Annotated in this window: 18 protein-coding genes and 2 pseudogenes; 8 read left to right on the forward strand and 12 right to left on the reverse strand. The window is 70.1% G+C overall.

Annotation, left to right across the window (positions count from 1 at the left end; translation table 11 throughout):
* A partial coding sequence (locus tag ABT296_RS37195) for a helix-turn-helix domain-containing protein (RefSeq protein ID WP_351934380.1) occupies positions 1–77 on the reverse strand: 77 nt, incomplete at its 3' end.
* 370 nt (positions 78–447) lie between these two features.
* Positions 448–1,326, reverse strand: coding sequence for an NmrA family NAD(P)-binding protein (locus ABT296_RS37200; protein WP_351934349.1), 879 nt, complete (start codon positions 1,324–1,326; stop codon positions 448–450).
* 120 nt (positions 1,327–1,446) lie between these two features.
* Between ABT296_RS37200 and ABT296_RS37205 the strand changes: the two genes are divergently transcribed.
* Both ABT296_RS37205 and ABT296_RS37210 read left to right on the forward strand, forming a co-directional pair.
* Positions 1,447–2,358, forward strand: a complete 912-nt coding sequence (locus ABT296_RS37205; RefSeq protein ID WP_351934351.1) for a LysR family transcriptional regulator — start codon at positions 1,447–1,449, stop codon at positions 2,356–2,358.
* 124 nt (positions 2,359–2,482) lie between these two features.
* Entirely contained in the window at positions 2,483–3,226 is a 744-nt protein-coding gene (locus ABT296_RS37210; protein ID WP_351934353.1) for a class I SAM-dependent methyltransferase, read from the forward strand.
* Between the two features lie 20 nt (positions 3,227–3,246).
* On the opposite strand, the pseudogene ABT296_RS37215 reads toward ABT296_RS37210, so the two are convergent.
* A pseudogene (locus tag ABT296_RS37215) lies at positions 3,247–3,908 on the reverse strand (GAF and ANTAR domain-containing protein).
* 585 nt (positions 3,909–4,493) lie between these two features.
* Between ABT296_RS37215 and ABT296_RS37220 the strand changes: the two are divergent.
* Positions 4,494–5,054: a hypothetical protein gene (locus ABT296_RS37220; protein WP_351934355.1), complete on the forward strand. Its 561-nt coding sequence runs from the start codon at positions 4,494–4,496 to the stop codon at positions 5,052–5,054.
* Between the two features lie 58 nt (positions 5,055–5,112).
* Positions 5,113–5,652, forward strand: a complete 540-nt coding sequence (locus tag ABT296_RS37225) for a hypothetical protein (protein ID WP_351934357.1) — start codon at positions 5,113–5,115, stop codon at positions 5,650–5,652.
* Positions 5,653–5,716: 64 nt separating this feature from the next.
* Here the strand turns inward: ABT296_RS37225 and ABT296_RS37230 are convergent, their stop codons facing one another.
* Complete coding sequence (locus tag ABT296_RS37230; protein ID WP_351934359.1) at positions 5,717–6,835, reverse strand: fatty acid desaturase family protein; 1,119 nt, start codon at positions 6,833–6,835, stop codon at positions 5,717–5,719.
* Positions 6,836–6,842: 7 nt separating this feature from the next.
* On the reverse strand, positions 6,843–7,898 hold the full coding sequence (locus ABT296_RS37235; RefSeq protein WP_351934361.1) for a ferredoxin reductase: 1,056 nt from the start codon (positions 7,896–7,898) through the stop codon (positions 6,843–6,845).
* Between the two features lie 86 nt (positions 7,899–7,984).
* Between ABT296_RS37235 and ABT296_RS37240 the strand changes: the two genes are divergently transcribed.
* Positions 7,985–9,124 carry a PucR family transcriptional regulator gene (locus ABT296_RS37240; RefSeq protein ID WP_351934363.1) on the forward strand — a complete coding sequence of 380 codons (1,140 nt, stop codon included), beginning with the start codon at positions 7,985–7,987 and terminating at the stop codon, positions 9,122–9,124.
* A gap of 86 nt (positions 9,125–9,210) precedes the next feature.
* Entirely contained in the window at positions 9,211–9,549 is a 339-nt protein-coding gene (locus ABT296_RS37245; protein WP_351934366.1) for a thioredoxin family protein, read from the forward strand.
* Positions 9,550–9,624: 75 nt separating this feature from the next.
* Here the strand turns inward: ABT296_RS37245 and ABT296_RS37250 are convergent, their stop codons facing one another.
* Complete coding sequence (locus ABT296_RS37250) at positions 9,625–9,954, reverse strand: WhiB family transcriptional regulator (RefSeq protein ID WP_453175231.1); 330 nt, start codon at positions 9,952–9,954, stop codon at positions 9,625–9,627.
* A 280-nt stretch (positions 9,955–10,234) separates the two neighbouring features.
* Positions 10,235–10,627: an HGxxPAAW family protein gene (locus ABT296_RS37255; protein ID WP_351934368.1), complete on the reverse strand. Its 393-nt coding sequence runs from the start codon at positions 10,625–10,627 to the stop codon at positions 10,235–10,237.
* Between the two features lie 101 nt (positions 10,628–10,728).
* On the opposite strand from ABT296_RS37255, the gene ABT296_RS37260 reads away from it, so the two are divergent.
* Positions 10,729–11,235, forward strand: coding sequence for a MarR family transcriptional regulator (locus ABT296_RS37260; protein ID WP_502977423.1), 507 nt, complete (start codon positions 10,729–10,731; stop codon positions 11,233–11,235).
* Between the two features lie 120 nt (positions 11,236–11,355).
* Here ABT296_RS37260 and ABT296_RS37265 read toward each other — a convergent pair whose 3' ends face one another.
* Entirely contained in the window at positions 11,356–11,892 is a 537-nt protein-coding gene (locus tag ABT296_RS37265; protein WP_351934370.1) for a hypothetical protein, read from the reverse strand.
* 815 nt (positions 11,893–12,707) lie between these two features.
* Between ABT296_RS37265 and ABT296_RS37270 the strand changes: the two genes are divergently transcribed.
* A complete protein-coding gene (locus ABT296_RS37270; RefSeq protein ID WP_351934372.1) occupies positions 12,708–13,697 on the forward strand; it encodes a hypothetical protein in 990 nt (329 codons plus the stop codon).
* Between the two features lie 55 nt (positions 13,698–13,752).
* On the opposite strand, the gene ABT296_RS37275 is transcribed toward ABT296_RS37270, so the two are convergent.
* The 4 genes and pseudogenes from ABT296_RS37275 to ABT296_RS37290 form a co-directional block, all read right to left on the reverse strand.
* Positions 13,753–14,544, reverse strand: coding sequence for an anti-sigma factor (locus ABT296_RS37275; RefSeq protein ID WP_351934374.1), 792 nt, complete (start codon positions 14,542–14,544; stop codon positions 13,753–13,755).
* Positions 14,528–15,130 carry an RNA polymerase sigma factor gene (locus ABT296_RS37280; protein ID WP_502977425.1) on the reverse strand — a complete coding sequence of 201 codons (603 nt, stop codon included), beginning with the start codon at positions 15,128–15,130 and terminating at the stop codon, positions 14,528–14,530. The genes ABT296_RS37275 and ABT296_RS37280 overlap by 17 nt, the downstream gene beginning before the upstream one ends.
* Before the next feature lie 5 nt (positions 15,131–15,135).
* Positions 15,136–15,825 carry a class F sortase gene (locus ABT296_RS37285; RefSeq protein WP_351934378.1) on the reverse strand — a complete coding sequence of 230 codons (690 nt, stop codon included), beginning with the start codon at positions 15,823–15,825 and terminating at the stop codon, positions 15,136–15,138.
* 78 nt (positions 15,826–15,903) lie between these two features.
* Positions 15,904–16,209, reverse strand: a pseudogene (locus ABT296_RS37290) (DUF4397 domain-containing protein); the annotation flags it as partial.

Consider the following 16,209-nt stretch of genomic DNA (forward strand, 5'->3'; position numbering starts at 1 on the left):
GCACAGCCGAACGTACGGGCCAGCGCGATGCGCTGACCCGGCGTCGGCTCGATCCGAAACGAATACCGCAGATGCACGTGAGCAACCTAACGGCCACCACTGACAACGCTGCTCCACCCGGCGGGCGCAACAGCCCTCCCTGCTCCGCAGGAGCTTCACTTCCTCCCCGACCCGAAGGCCTCGGTATCCACGAACGAGACCCGATGAACTCGGAGATCGCGCCAGCATCCGGCCAGCCACCGACCGGAAGGTGGGCTGCCCCCACCTGCGGCCTTCGGGTGCCACGGCTGCAACGGCAGCACCTCCGCGCGCCAACAGGCAGAGATGACGCGGGGATGCAGGCCAGCCGCTTTGAACAGGGCCTTGGCCCGGGGCTGTTCGGCTGGGGACGATGACCGAAAGAGCCGTAGCGGTGGTTCGAGCAGCGCGGCAATGGCTGATGAGGCGTCAGGTGCGGACGGCCGGGCCCAGTATGTCTTGGCACCACCGGCGGAACCCAGTGGCGGTGGAGCCCGCGTCCCGGGTTTCGGCGTCGTAGATCCCTTCGTTCTGCGCCTGGACCATGTCGGCCATGTCCCGTGCCAGCGCCGGGCTCGCGCCGCGCCGCACCATCGCGGCCCGGAAGTCGGCGAGCGGGACCTGGTGATAGCGCACGGTGCGCCGCAGGGTCTGGGAGACGGTGTCGGCCATGGCGTCGGGGGTCAGGTTGTCGGGGCCGACCAGGGGGACGCGTGCCTGGCCGCTCCAGGAGGTGTCGAGGAGGAGGGCTGCGGCGGCGTCGGCGACGTCCTGGGTGGCGACGGTCAACAAGGGCCGGTCGGCAGCGTTCGCCATGGTGATCGTTGCGTGCTCCTTGATTCCCCGGGCCTGTCGGAGCAGGTTCTCCATGAAGAACGGCAGGGCCAGGGCCCTGTAGGGAACGCCGCCGGCTTCGATCACCTCGTCCATGGCCAGTGCGGCCGACAGGAGACCGGCCCTGTCCGGGTATCCGCGCCCCAGGGAGGTGACGCCCACCATGCGCACGTCCCGCTTCGCGGCCTCCTGGGCGGCGTGCCGGGTGAAGTCCAGGTAGTAGTGGCCGGCGTCGCCGGCGTCGCGGAAGCCGGGCGGCGGCACGAGCCAGAACATCCGGTCGGCGCCCTCGAGCGCCTTGGCGATCGTGTCGGCGTCGCCGTGGGAACCCTGCACGATCTCGGCGCTCGCACGCACACGCTTTGGCAGGCGGGAGGGATCACGGGTGATCACGCGGACCGCCTCCCCGGCGTCCAGGAGCCTGTCCACGACCTGTCGGCCGATGTCGCCGGTGGGTGTGGTGATGACGATCATGGCGTACCTCCGTTGAAGACGATTGGGCGGCGACAGCCGCGGGTGTGCCCGCCTCGAGTACAACCCGGCCGGACGGTGAAGGGGAAAGACCGACTCGATCAGCGTTGATACCTTGGAGGTATGAGTGATCTGGAGGTGCGGCAGCTGCGGTACTTCGTCGCCGTCGCGGAGGAGCTGCACTTCGGGCGTGCCGCGGAGCGGCTGGGGATGGCGCAGCCTCCGCTGTCCCGAGCGATCCGGATTCTGGAGCGGCAGCTCGATGTCACTCTGTTCCGGCGCACCACCCGGCAGGTGGAGCTCACCGCGGCCGGCAAGGTCCTGCTGCGCGATGCCCGCAGGGCGCTGGAGGCGATCAGCGCCGCCGCCCACCGAGTCCAGGAGGCGGGCCGTTCCTCGCCGCGGCTGCGAATCGCCCTCAAAGCCGACATCGACGGCGGTCTGCTGCCGGATGTCCTCGACGCCTACAACGCCGACGACGCCTCGCTACCGCCGGAACTGGTCCTCGGGGGCTTCGGTGAGCAGCCGCAGGCTCTGCGCGACGGCCGCGCCGACGTGGGACTCGTCCTGTCGCCCTTCGACGACCGTGGCCTGGACAGCGAACCGCTGCTGAGCGAACCGCTCCTGGTCGCCGTGGCCGCCGCCGACCCGCTGGCCGCCCGATCCGCGCTCTGTCTCGACGACCTGGCCGGCCGCACGGTCCCGGGAGGCGCGCCGGCAGTCCACGGGCGCCCCGTCGAACAGCGGCCTCGACCCGGCACGGCGCGACCGGCGTCGAACCTGTCGGAGATCTTCAGCCTCGTCGAGACCGGGAGCCTCGTCTTCTTCGCGCCCGCGTCCGTGGCCCGGCGCCACCCGCGTCCCGGCATCGCCTACCGCCCGGTCGGTGACCTGCCCGATGCCACCCTGTCGGTCGCCTGGCCCGAGGACGCCCGCTCCGCGGCCGTCGCCGCCTTCGTGCGCGCGGCCTGCGCGGTCGCAGCAGTCCGGCACGTACCAGCGGAAGAAGCGCTGATGCAGAACACACAACCCTGACCCGAGACGGAGGAAGGAAGCCGCCCCCGCCGCGCTGCCGCGCAGGGGCGCCTCCCCGCACGCTTGCTTCTGAGGCCGACAAACTCGGTGGACAACCGACGTGCCAGCAGCGAGCGTTGACGGAATGCAGCAGGACAAGATTTGGGATGCCGACACCGCCCAGCGCTATGACACGCCCGGTTCCGGCATGTTCGCGCCCGAGGTCCTCGAACCGACCGTGGACTGTCTGGTCGGGCTCGCAGGGGGCGGCAGAGCGCTTGAGTTCGCCATCGGGACAGGGCGAGTCGCCGTCCCGCTCGCGGAGCGCGGAGTCCCCGTCACCGGCATCGAGCTGTCGTCGGCGATGGTGGAGCAACTGCGCACCAAGGCCGATGAAGCAACGATTCCCGTGATCGCCGGTGACATGGCGACCACCGCCGCTCCCGGCCAGTACGCCCTCGTCTACCTCGTGTACAACACGATCTCCAACCTGCTCACCCAGGAGGAGCAGGTGCAGTGCTTCCGCAACGCCGCCCGCCACCTGGGCCCCGGGGGCCGGTTCGTGATCGAGCTGTGGGTACCCGAGTTGCGCAGGCTCCCGCCGGGCCGGAGCGCCACCGTCTGGCAGTCCGAGCCCGGCTACATCGGGTTGGACACCTACGACGTGCTCCACCAGCACGTCGTATCGCACCACTTCCACTTCGACGAGACGCAGCAGGCGCGGCTCTTCCGCAGTCCTCACCGCTACATCTGGCCGGCCGAACTCGACCTCATGGCCCAGCTCGCCGGATTCGAACTCGAGACCCGACACGCGGACTGGACCGGCACCGAGTTCACCGCCGACTCGCGTTCTCACGTCTCCGTCTACCGGATCCCTCCCGCCAGTTGACTCGGCAGAGGCAGCGCGGGTCAGAGGGTGCCCTGTTCGCAGATGCGCTGGGCGACCTCGCGGAGCTTGATGTTCTCCTCCTGCGAGTAGCGGCGCAGGACTTCGAACGCTTCCTCTTCGGAGAGGTGGCGGGCGCCCATGAGGACGCCCATGGCTTCGCCGATGGTGTGGCGGGTGGCGACGGCCCGTTCCATCTGGGCGTGGGTGCGGGCGGCGGAGAATGCGACCGCGGCGTGGGAGGCGAGGAGCAGGCCTGCGGTCTCGCTGGTGGCGGTGAACGCGCCGGGTTCGCGGGAGTAGAGGTTGAGGGCGCCGAGGTCTTCGTCCTCGGTGAACAGCAGGAAGCCCATCATGCTGCCCACGCCGAGCTTGTGGGCCTGGGGGGGGCGTAGGCGGGCCAACGCTGCCGTTCGCTGGCGAAGTCGGCGATCCGGAAGACCCGCTCGCCGTGCGAGCTGTGAGCGGCGTCGAAGCAGGGGCCTTCGTTGAGGCGTTCCTGGAGCTGGTCGCTGTCGATGGCCAACTGGTGGGTGGGGGCGAGGGTCTCGACGTGGCTGTCGTGGAGCACGAGGATGCCGGCGGCGTCGCAGCCGGCGACCAGTTCGGTGGCGGATGCGGTGATCCGTTCCAAGGTCGCGGGCACCGAATCCTGGGCGAGCAGGTCATGTGCCATGGACGCCATCTGCTACGCGAACCGACCCCAGTCCACTGTTCCTCCTGCGCTCGTTCCACCCTGGGAACACCCTCCTACCCAGCCTTGCACGAATCGGTCTCCTCGCAGGACAACCTGTCCGGGCCGCGAGGGTGGCTTTGGGGGTGGAGTAGGTGGTGGCGCCGCATCCTCGCCCTTGGACGGCGATCTGCAGGAGTGTGCGGGGCGGCCGGACCGACCCTCGCGTAGGGACGGTGCGCCATCGCGCGAGGTCTCACTCAACTGCGTGCGGTGGCGTTCCGGTTGCTGTCGGGGCTGCGCGCGACGTGGGCACTGCCTGGCCGGGCCATGGTCGGCATGGCGCGGTCCACTGTGTCCGTCGTAGTGATGTGCCGCGGGGGGCAGCGCCCTGCGCCAGTATTCGCCGCGCCTACGCGCCGTCGATCCGGAAGACCGTTCTGCCCTTCCTCCCGCCGCCACTGTCGCGGCCTTTACCGGGCGGCATGTCTCGCCGGGTTCGCCGGGTCGATTCGTCTCCACGTTCGTTTCAAAAGCAGAGAAGCGGCCATTCGGCATTAAGAGGGGATAAATGGTACAAATTTGGAGGCTCGGGCGATGTCAGCAGGGACACTCCTGGCGATCATCATTGCCATTGTGGTCGTGATCGCCGTCGCAGTCGTGGTGGCCTCCATGGTCATGCGCCGCCGAAAGCTGCGCGAGCGGTTCGGCCCGGAATACGAGCGGACGGTGGAGGACGCCGAGAGCCGCACGGCCGGTGAGCGTGAGCTCAGGGCCCGCGAGAAGCGGCATGACTCACTGGACATCAAGCCGCTCACCAGCGGCTCCCGGGATCGGTACACCAGGGAGTGGACCGGCGTGCAGGACGAGTTCGTGGACCGCCCAGAGGACGCCGTCCACGACGCGGACCGTCTGGTGACTTCCTTGATGCACGAGCGCGGCTATCCGACCGAGGACTTCGAGCAACAGCTCAAGGACCTCTCGGTCCAGCACAGCCGCACACTCGAGCACTACCGTGCCGCCCATGATGTCGAAGCGCTCAGCGCACGGCACGAGGCGACCACCGAGCAGCTGCGGGGGGCCATGGTCCACTACAGGACCCTGTTCGACGAGCTGCTCTCCGACGGCGGCGGCCCTCGCCGCCACGCCCCCGCGTGACAGCTCAGGAACAGCCCACCACCCGTCCGGGAGGCCCCGGGCCGGAAGCGGAGGAGAAATGCAGCGCGACGACGCACCGGACACCACCGCATCGAGCGGCCTGTCCACCGACGACCTCGCCCGGCCTCGCGACACGTCCGCCCGGGAGAGTTCAGCGAGCCCGCCGAACGGCGTGCCGACCTTCCCGGGCGAGAGCACGGACACGCCGGGCCGGCCCTCCGACGACGAGGCCGCGACCACCGACCGTGGCGGCAGCGAGGACGAGGTCGTGGAGGCCGACTCCCGCGGCCGGCGGCAAGGCGGCCAAGACGGTCACACCGAGGACGAGACGCCCCAGCTCCTCACCCCGAAGGACGAGGAAGGCTTCCGCGCGCGCTGGCACGAGGTGCAGAACAAGTTCGTCGACGACCCTCGCGAGGCCGTGCACACGGCCGACTCGCTCGTCGCCGACGTGATGCAGCAGCTGGCCACCACGTTCGCCGACCACAAGCAAGAACTCGAAGCACAGTGGAACCGCGGCGAGCAGGCGAACACGGAGGACCTGCGCCAAGCACTGCGCCACTACCGCGCGTTCTTCAACCGCCTGCTGACCACCTGACACGGAGCCGGCCGAACCCGGCGATGCCGGGTTCGGCCGAAAAATCTCACACCACAACCGACCCTCAGGCCGCCAGGACCTCCTGCTCGCGCTCCGGCAGCTTGACCTTCGGCTTCTTGTTCGGGAGGGAGAGCCGGACGACCTTGTGCCACGCGGAGAAGACCTGCTTGGGCAGCGGTCCGGTGACGTACTCCAGCTCGTACTTCTCGAACAGGGCGCGGACCTTCACCGCGACCTCGGCGTACCGGTTGCTCGGCAGGTCGGGGAAGAGGTGGTGCTCGATCTGGTGCGAGAGGTTGCCGGTCATGAAGTGCATGGCCTTGCTGCCGCTGATGTTCGCGGAGCCCATCATCTGGCGCAGGTACCACTGGCCGCGCGTCTCGCCCTTGATCGAGCGGCGCTCGAAGACCTGCACGCCCTCGGGGAAGTGCCCGCACATGATCACCGAGTGGGACCAGACGTTGCGGACCAGGTTCGCGGTGAACGTGGCGGCGAGCGTGGTGAGGAACGACGGGCCCGACAGCAGCGGGTGGATCACGTAGTCCTTGAGGACCTGCTTGCGGATCTTGCGGCCGACGGCCTTGGCACGCGCGCGGAACTCGGGGTTCTTGCGGCGGTGCTTGCTCAGGTTCCGGCCGAGTTCCAGGTCGTAGGCCGCGATGCCGTACTCGAAGAAGCAGGCGTTGATGAAGTTCCACAGCGGCTGGCCGAGGTGGAAGGGGTGCCACCGCTGGTCCTCGTCGACGCGCATGATGCCGTAGCCGAGGTCGTTGTCCTTGCCGATCACGTTGGTGTACTTGTGGTGCAGCTCGTTGTGCGAGTGCTTCCACTGGTCGGACGGCGAGACGTGGTCCCATTCCCAGGTGGTGGAGTGGATCTTCGGGTCCCGCATCCAGTCCCACTGGCCGTGCAGGATGTTGTGGCCGATCTCCATGTTGTCCATGATCTTCGCCACGGACAGTCCGGCGGTGCCGAGGATCCACGCGGGCGGGAAGAACGAGAAGAGCAGCACGCCCCTGCTGACCAGCTCCAGCTTGCGCTGCGCCGAGATGACCTTGCGGATGTAGGCGGCGTCCTTCTCGCCACGGCTGGCGATGACCTCGTCGCGGATCGCGTCCAGCTCGCGGCCGAGCTCCTCGATCTGCTCCGCGGACAGGTGGGCGGTGGGGTCGATGGCGGTCAAGGTGCTCCTACCGTTCGATGTCGCAGGGGCCCGCGGCGGCGGACACGCAGGTCTGGATGAGGACGCCCGGTTCGGCCTCGGTGATCTCGCCGGTGCGCAGGTCGCGGACGGCGCCCGCCTTGAGCGGCGAGGTGCAGCTGAAGCAGATGCCCATGCGGCATCCGGAGGGCATGAGCACTCCGGCCGCTTCGCCGACGTCCAGCAGCGGTGTGGCGCCGTCGGCGTCGACGCTCTTGCCGCTGGTGCTGAACGTGACCTCGCCGCCGTCGCCGGCGACGACGATGCCGGGGCGGAAGCGTTCGGTGTGCAGGCGCTCTCCGAGGCCGTGCTCGGCCCAGTGCTTCTCGGCGGCGTCGAGCAGGCCCGCGGGCCCGCAGGCCCAGGTCTCGCGCTCGGCCCAGTCGGGTACGAGTTCGTCGAGGCGGGCGATGTCGAGCATGCCGTCGGTGTCGGTGTGCACCTCGGTGAGCCGGAGCTTGTTGTCGGCGACGAGGTCGTGCAGCTCGCTGCGGAAGATCACGTCGTGCGGCTGGGGCGCGCTGTGGACCATGACGACGTCGTCGAACTCGGTGTCGCGCAGCATGCCCATGACGGGCGTGATGCCGCTGCCGGCCGTGAGGTAGAGCACCTTGGCGGGCTTGGCCTGCGGCAGCACGAAGTCACCGGTGGCCTGGTCGAGGTGGATCAGCGTGCCCGGTTGCGCCCTGCGGACGAGGTGGTTGCTGACCTTGCCGTCCGGGATCGCCTTCACGGTGATCGTGACGCGGCCGTCCCGGCGCCCGGCCGGGGAGGTGAGGGAGTAGGCGCGCCACAGGCGCACCCCGTCGACGTCGATGCCGATCCGCACGTACTGGCCGGCCGTGTGGCCGCGCCAGCCCTTCCCCGGTCTGATCACGATGGTCGCGGCGTCACCCGTCTCGGGGTGCACGGCCTCGATGCGGCCCCGGAGGTCGGCGCCCGCGCGCATGGGGCTGACCAGGTCGAGGTAGTCAGACGGCAGCAACGGCGTGGTCACCATCTCCAGTAGTTTCCACGCCCTGCTGCGGAGGGCTGTACTCGTCATGACTCCAGCTTGCTGTACCTCAGGGCGTAAAGTCCTGACCGCAGGACATAAATCTGGTCGGCCAAATTGTTCGCAGGGAATAAATCGTGAGCCATGTGATCCGGAGGGCCAGTGAGCTGGCCCTGGACGAGACGACGGTCACCGCACTGCGGGCCGGGCTGAAAGCCACCGCCGACGAGGTCGTCCAGGCGATCATCGACGAGGTGCCGTCCTACGCCAACGCCCTCTCGGGCCACATGGGCGCCACCATCCGCCGGGCCGTGCGCACCGCTCTGGGGCACTACCTGGACCTCGCGAGCGGGAACGCCACGGGCGGCGACGGCGGCGACGCGGCCTACGAGCTGGGCCGCGGTGAGGTCCGCGACGGCCGTTCGATGGACGCCCTGCTCAGCGCCTATCGCGTCGGTGCCCGCGTGGCCTGGCGATGCCTGGCGGCGGGGGCCGTACCCGCGGGTCTGCCCGCGGCCGAGGTCGCCAAGTTCGCCGAGCTGACCTTCGCCTACATCGACGAGCTCTCCGCCGCGAGCGCCGCGGGCCACGCCGACGAGCTGGCCGCGCGGGGCAGGGACCACGAACGCCACCTGGAGCACCTGGCCCGCGACCTCCTCGCCGGCGCCAGCCCCGACGTGCTCCTCGTCTCCGCCCAGCGAGCCGGATGGCATCCTCCGGTTTCCCTCACCGCGGTCCTGCTGCCGGCCGCCCAGGCCCGGCCCGCCTACCGCACGCTCGACCCCGGGGCCCTCGTCCTGGACGATCTGCCGGACGGCACCGGTGTGCTCCTCGTCCCCGACGCCGACCGACCGCATCTCCTTCGGCAGCTCACCGAGCGCACCGCCGTGGTCGGCCCGGCCCGGCCGTGGATCCGAGCGTCCGCCTCGTACGAGCGGGCCGTGCGCGCCCGCTCCCTCTCCCCCGACATCCGCGACACCGAGGACCACCTGCCCGAGCTGGTACTGAGCGCCGACGTGGACGCGTTCGCGGACCTGCGGACCCGGGCCCTCGCACCCTTGCGGGCCTTGCCCGCCGCGACCGCGCGCCGGCTGGAGGAGACGCTGCGGGCGTGGCTGCTGCACCAGGGCAGGCGGGACGAGGTGGCGGCGGAGCTGTTCGTCCATCCCCAGACGGTCCGGTACCGGATGTCGCAACTGCGCGAGCTGTTTCCGGACCTCGCCTCGCCGCACCGGGTCCTCGAACTGACGCTGGCGGTCGCACTTCGTCGCGCATGACGCTCGCTTCGGCCGTCGGGTCCGGCACGGCATCCCGGGCGAGGGATGATGGGGTGGAACGGCGGAACGCGAGGTCAGGAGCTTTCATGGCGAAGAGGGTCCACCGGCCCCGCGAGGACGCGGAGTTCGACTTCATCATCAAGATGAGCGCGGTTCCGGTCCTCGCGTACTTCATCGGGACGTGGCCCAAGGCCGTCGAGCCCTGCCGGGCGATGGACCTCGTCGTGGGCGGCATCGCCGAGGACCACGCGGGCCGCCTGACGGTCGTCCGCACCGACATCACACGCTGCCCGGCCGCAACCGAGCGATACGGGATCACCGGCGCCCCGTCCTACGTCGTACTGAAGGAGGGCGAGCTGGTGGCGCACAGCTCCGGGCTCATGACCAGCCCTGAGGTACGGAAGTTCCTCAGCGGCCATCTCTGAGCGGCCGCGGTGGCAAGCGCGTTGCGCCGACGCCGGTCACCCGATCCGACCGGGGCGGCGGATTAGCGCCTCCAACTAACCTGCCTCACGGCGGCGTTGGGAGGTGACCCGGTCCTGGCCGCCCCGGCGCGCGTATTCCGCCCGTGCGGTGTCGAGCAGAACCCGCCAGGACGTCACGGTCGGACGTCGCCGCAGAAGGCTGCGTCTCTCGCGTTCCGTCATTCCTCCCCAGACACCGAACTCGATGCCGTTGTCCAGCGCATGAGCGAGGCACTCGGTGCGTACCGGGCAGCCACCGCAGACCGCCTTCGCCTGGTTCTGTGCGGCGCCTTCGACGAAGAGCGCGTCGGGATCGACGGAGCGGCACGCCGCTCGCACAGTCCAGTCCTTCTCGCCGGCTCCCACCACGCGACACCGCCCTTCCCGCCTGCGCGTCCGGCCCTCACGCCGAGACGCTGCACTGACCGTACGCCCCTCGCACGTCCGCGCCATCGCCGGAGCGGACGACAATCCCTTTGGGTGACAGCCCTGTTGACAGGAGCAGCTGGACGACTCTTCCAACGACGCCATCGGACACGAAGTTCCGGGTCCGGCCGCCGTGGCCAGAGTGCGTCACCCCAGTCGTCCTGGATCACCGTCCGGAGCGCCCGTGCGACGTCGTCGCTCACGAGGACGGGGTTGTGGTTCATACGGAAGTCCGAACCGCCGCTGGTTCCGTGGAGGCTCCGGCGAGGGCGGGCTCCACCGCGCGGGCCCCCTCGCGGCGAGTGGCCCGCCGCCCCGCGAGGCGGCAGCCGAGGCAGTCGGCATGGCCGTCGCGGGCGCCGAGATCCCTCACTCGCCAGTTCCACTGGTCGACGGGGCGGGGGCCGCCCGGCTTGCCCCAGCCCGCCAGATGGAGAACCCAAGTGGTCAGCAACGCCACGACGAGCACGGCCGCACCGGCCAGCACCAAGAGTCCTGATGCCGCCACCACCGCGAGACCGCACAGTCCGAAGCCGAGCGATGCGATGCCCACACCGGTCCATCCCGCGACGGTGTGGCCCAGGTCGTAGTCTTCGTCACCGTGGATGAACATGATCGCGCTCCTTGGGTGCTGGGAGGATGAAGCGGGTAGCCGCCGAGATGCAGAGATATCTTATCTCGCGAGCTAATAAACTTAGACCCTAAGGGAACAGTGTGAGTGAACGCACGCCGCGCCCGGCCGCGACGGCGGACCAGGCGCTCTACGCCATGGATCGGATGATCGCCACCGCCCAGTTCGGGCAACAGGACGTCGCCCGACGGCTCGGGCTCAACGTCACGGACCTCACCTGCCTGGGATTCCTCATCGAGGCGTCCACCGCGGGCGAGTCACTGGTCGCCGGTGACCTCGCGGAACGGGCCAGACTGACCACGGGAGCGGTCACGGGAGTACTGAACCGCCTGGAGAAGACCGGCTTCATCCGGCGCACCCCCGACCCGAACGACCGCAGACGCGTGTACGTGGTCATGGAGGAGACGGCTCAGGAACGCATCCTTCAGGTGTACGGCCCCCTCTACCAGCGCCTCGCGGCCCTCTTCGGCGACTACGAAGCCGAGGAGATCGCCGCGCTGACGGACTGGTTCACCCGCGCCCGCACGCTGTTCGACGAAGCGCTGCACGAAATCCGGCAGGCGGATTCGGCCTCACCACCGACCGGTTGACCTCAACACCACCGAGGGCGACGGTCGCGATCCGCACGGGGTACCTCACCCTGCCCCGACGAAGGGCGCGGGAGTGAGCGCAAACCTCACCTCGCGCCGATCGTCACGCGCCTCTGCCCCTCACTCCCCCGCCGCGTGCTCCGCAGCGGACGCAACGCCCGTGACCGTCCAGAGCGCCATCCCCCACAGACAGAGCGCGGAGATCCCGCCCACCACGAGGCGGACGGCCTCGTCCGGGCCGTTCGCCAGCCACACGGCGATGCCCGATGCTCCGGCGACGACCAACAGGACTGCCGGCACCCGCAGTCGCGGCTGCTCGAACACCGCCGCGAGCGGCAGGAAGTGAAGCCCGACGACGATCGCGACCAGCGGGGGAATGAGCACCGGCGTCCCGGCGCGAGCGCACACCACCGCTATGGCGATGATCAGCAGCCACTGGAGAGCATTGATCTGATTGAAGCGCCGACGTCTGTCGGCGGGGAACGGCCCTCCTGCCGACGGCGGGAGAAGACGGTGCGCGGCAAGCATCAGCGCCAACGTGACGGCACAGCCGACCACGACCTCGACCAGCCGCGCCGTGCCGCCGAACGCACTCGTGGCCAGCAGCCACCAGCCGAGCCCGAACAACGCGAGGAACCCCACCCCTGACTTGAACATGATCGACACATTAGGCGGACGTGCATTCCGCCGGCACAGGGATTGTGCAGACGGACGGCCGGACATCGCCCTGCGTCGACTACGAAGACCCCGACCACGTCGGAGAGCACTGGCCCAACGAGTTGGCGCCCCTTGTCGAGGCGGCCGAATTGGACCATGAAGAGGGCAAGTCAGTCCCCTGACCGTCCCCGCAGTCTCGTGCACCGCAACCCAGTTGGCCTTGGCCGGACAAGCTGCCCCCGCCCGCCCATGGCCCGGGCACACGGGACCCCATCATGAGGTCTCCCCCAAGTGTCAAGCCCGCAACAGGACTTACCGCCCCAACGGCGTCCGGAGTTCGGAATCCCGTTCACTTTCAGCGGCATCAGCAGCACGAACTCCGCGCATCCAGCGCTGTCAAGCCGTCGAAGACGTCGCGTAATCGATTCCGCTATAAGGGGAACGCCGTAGGTCTGCCGATGCCCAACCGGCGGCGCGCGCGCCGCACTTCACAACCTCGGCCGATCCTTGGCGACGGCTGAGCGGGGACTCGCACCCACGCGGCGGCTCGCGCTTACGCGCCGGTCAGAGCCTCAGCGACAGCCTGACGAAGATCGCGGGCGCAGACCGTTGGCACACCTCGACGGGTGGGGCCGTGCCGGGCGGCGGGGGCCGCTTCGTGGCGGACGGCGCCGTCGGCCGCCGCCTGACGGGGTGTCCGACTTCTCGCCCGCACGATCACCTCGGTGGCATAGTGGCCGGGCACCGCGGGGTGGCCCGGAGTGACCGCCCGATTACCGACTCACCCAGGCCTTCGACTCATTGTGGGATGGCACATGTCCAAGCCCGAAGAGCCCTCTGCCGTGCGGGGACTGCCCACGGCCTCAGACGCGGAGCTGTTGGCGTACCTCACCCAGGGCACACCCCTCGCGGTCGAGGCGCTGCAGGTTCTGCGTCATCGCCATATGGCCGCGCTGATGCACTACGCGCGTCTGTGCACGACTGAGGAACGCCACGCGTTCGAGCTCTCCCGACAGGCTCTGTCCTCGGCCGCCCGGGCCGCCGCGGCCGGCACATGGCAGCCCGGAGCGGTACGGCACAGCCTGCTGCTCCAACTCCAGGCGCTGACGGCGCAGTGGGCGGGTGACGAACGCCGACTGCGGCTGTCCCCCGACTTCCTGCACTGGTTGTTCAGGGCCGACGACGCGAGCGAGGGACGTGGCGCACGGGGGCGTACGAGCCACGACGTTCTCCAGCACGCCTTCCGGTCCATGCCGCAGCAGTTGCAGGTGATCCTCTGGCACGAGGAACTGGAGCCGAGGGGCATCGAACTGGCCGCGACCTGCGCCGGAATCGAGGTGTCCGAGGTCGAGTACCACCGTGAACAGGCGCTCACCGCACTGCGCCGCAACTACCTTCAGACGTACGGCGCCAGACGCTCAGACACCGAGTGCAAGGGCTACCTGCGCATTCTCGACACGCAGGCGCGTCGCATGGGCGTCGGAACGGTAAGCAGCGACTTCGACGCCCACAGGGCCCTCTGCGCCGACTGCGAGCAGGCGCTGCACGAACTCGCCGCGTTGTACGCGGATCCTCGGTCGGTCCTCTCCCCCGGGCTGATCGGCTTCGCGGGCGGCGGATACACCGAGCGGCGGTCGAGGCGTGAGCCGCCCGTGCGGAGGGATGTCCCGCCCGTGCGGAGGGATGTCCCGCCCGTGCGTCGGCGTCATTCCGCGCCGCGGAACCCGGGTCTCGGGGTGCGGTTCGCCTTGGCGATCCTGGTCGCAGCGCTGGCGACCGGGGTGGTCCTCGGCGTTCGCAGGTAGGGCTGCGTACGCCTGCCGGAGGGTGCGGTGCGGTGCGTGTGCCGCCGTTGCCCCGTCACCCGGCGTAGGGTCCTCGCACGAGGCTGTCGCCCGAGTGATCGGGTTTGCCGTTGTAGGGCTGGACGGAGACGTCGACCTCGGAGTATTCGTTCAGGTCGACGTTGTCGGGGACCGGCAGGGTGGCGTGGCCGTCGGGGCCGAGGACGCCCATGGAGATGAGTTTGGTGTGGCTGCGGTCCATGAGCCAGACCTCGAAGTAGCCCGACGTCTCCGGCAGGCCCTTGACGGTGATGTCGAGGGTCCGCTGTCCGTCGCTGTCGCTGAGGCTGGCGTAGCCGGCCGAGTTCGCCTGGAGCGAGTCGAGGCGGTTGCCGTCCTCGGCGGACGGGGCTTCGGCCGTGTTGTTCTGGGTGATCCACCAGGTGACCGTGGAACCGGCGGCGGCGCCGAGCAGGGCGGCGCAGGCGGCGAGGGCGACGGTGAAGCGGGCCAGCCGGCGCCGCTTGTCCGGCGGGCGGTGGCCGTTCACCGAGGGCTCGGCCGACGCCGCCAAACCCTCCGCTGCCGGCAGAGGGGCGGCGAGTGGGTGCATACCGTCCGTGGGGGTGGCCTCGTCGTCGGGCGCGTCCAGGCTCAGTTCCCGCGCGATGGAGTCCCACAGTTCGGCGGGCGGTTCGAGGAGGTCGTCGTCCTCGGCCGAGGGCGCCTTCATGGCCGCGGTCACCCGGCGCAGCTGGTCCAGTTCGCGGCGGCACCGGTCGCACTCGCCGAGGTGGCGGGAGACCGAGGGGGACGGGTCCTGCCCGAGTGCCACCAGCGTGAGCGTGTCGTCATCCGTGTGTTCCACCGTCCACCTCCAATCGGTTCCTCATGCGCATCAGTCCGCGCCGTGTGTGGCTCTTCACCGTGCCCAGGGGCAGGCCGGTGCGTTCGGCGATCTGGGCCTGGGTGAGGTCGTCGTAGAACGCCATTCTCAGTACGGTCTGCTGTTGCTCGGGCAATCGTTCCAGTTCGTCCTCGAGGAGCACGAAGTCCAGGACCTCGTCCGTGGGTGTGGGCGGCTCCTGCTGCCCGCTCGACGAGGCGGCGGTGACCGCTTCCACGTCCCGCAGGTGCCGTGAGCGCCGGGTGAGGGCGTCGGCGACCTTCTTGTGCGTGATGCCCATGATCCACGTCTTCAGTGAGCCGCGCCGGGCGTCGTAGCCCTTGCGGCCGCGCCAGGCGCCGACGAACACCTGTTGTGCGACGTCCTTGGCCTCCTCCGCGTCTCCCAGTTTTCTCGCCGCCACCGTGTAGACCAAGGCACCCCATCGCCGGTACGCCTCGGCCAGGCACGACTCGTCGCCGTCGGCGAAGCCGTGCGCCAGCTGTTCTTCAGAGGCGGACGTCACGGCCGCCACACTAGCCGCCAGGACTTCCGGTCCGCCCCACATGCCCGTCACCTGGGCCTCTCCACGGCCGTGACGACGAGGTTGTTCTGGTATCCGCCCCGATCGGCGAGGTACGGTCCGGCGCAGGTGATCAGCGTGAGCACCGCGGGGCCGTCCCTGCGGAACGCCCCGGACGCGGCGAGCGCGTCCTTGGCGACGGTACGGCGAGCGGTGACCTCGTAGGTCACGCTGCGGCCGTCGGCGCGCCGCACCACGGCCGTGTCTCCCTCGCGTACGTCGTTCAGTGCGATCAGGACGCCCAGGCCCCGGCCGTCGGAGTCGACGTGGCCGACGACGACGGTCGAGCCCCCGGACGCGCCCGGGGCGGGAGAGAAGCGGTACCAGCCGACCCGCCGGGGGTCGTCGGGGATCTCGACCTGCCCCTCGGCGTCGACTCCGACCGGGTCCACGGGAGCGCTGACGTCGAGTCGGGGCAGCGCGACGCGGGTCGGCTCGGAGTCCGTCGATCCGTCCCGCGCGGCGGTGCCGCCCGGCGCGGTCCCGCCCTCGGCCGTCCGGCCTGCCGGCGGGCCGCCGGTCCGCTCGGCCGGGACGGTGACGGCCGGGGTGCGGCCGAAGTCGTCACCGGCGTCGGGGTCCGGCCAGGAGGCCGCGGCGAGCACTCCGGCGACGACGCACGCCGCCAGAGCCAGGCACAGTGCGGCGACGAGGCCTCGCCGTGACGGCGGTCCATCCATAGGGAACTACCCCTCACCGGGTGTCGGGGGCCCGGGTGCCGCGCCATGCCACGGCACCCGGGTTTCGGGCCTCGTGCGTTATCGGGCGGAGGAGCGCAGCCGGAGCAGCAGCCCCGCCGCCACCAGTGCGGACAGCGCGCCCACCGAGAGGGCGCCCAGGGGAACGCTCTCGTTGTGGGCGGCCGCTTCGCCGCTCTCACCCGCGGGAACACCGCCCGGCGCGGAGTGCAGATCCTTGAGGGTCTGCGTCGCCAGCGCCAGGTTGTCGTCGTCGGCGCTCCCCCAGGCGTAGACGATGGTGTTGGTGCCCTCGGCCAGGTTCAGGTCGGCCGGGCCGATGGCCACGGTGTCGGTTCCGGCCAGGACGACGTCGGCGGAGACGGT

It is taken from the genome of Streptomyces sp. NPDC000983 (genome assembly GCF_040299205.1).
In the GTDB taxonomy this organism is placed as follows: domain Bacteria; phylum Actinomycetota; class Actinomycetes; order Streptomycetales; family Streptomycetaceae; genus Streptomyces.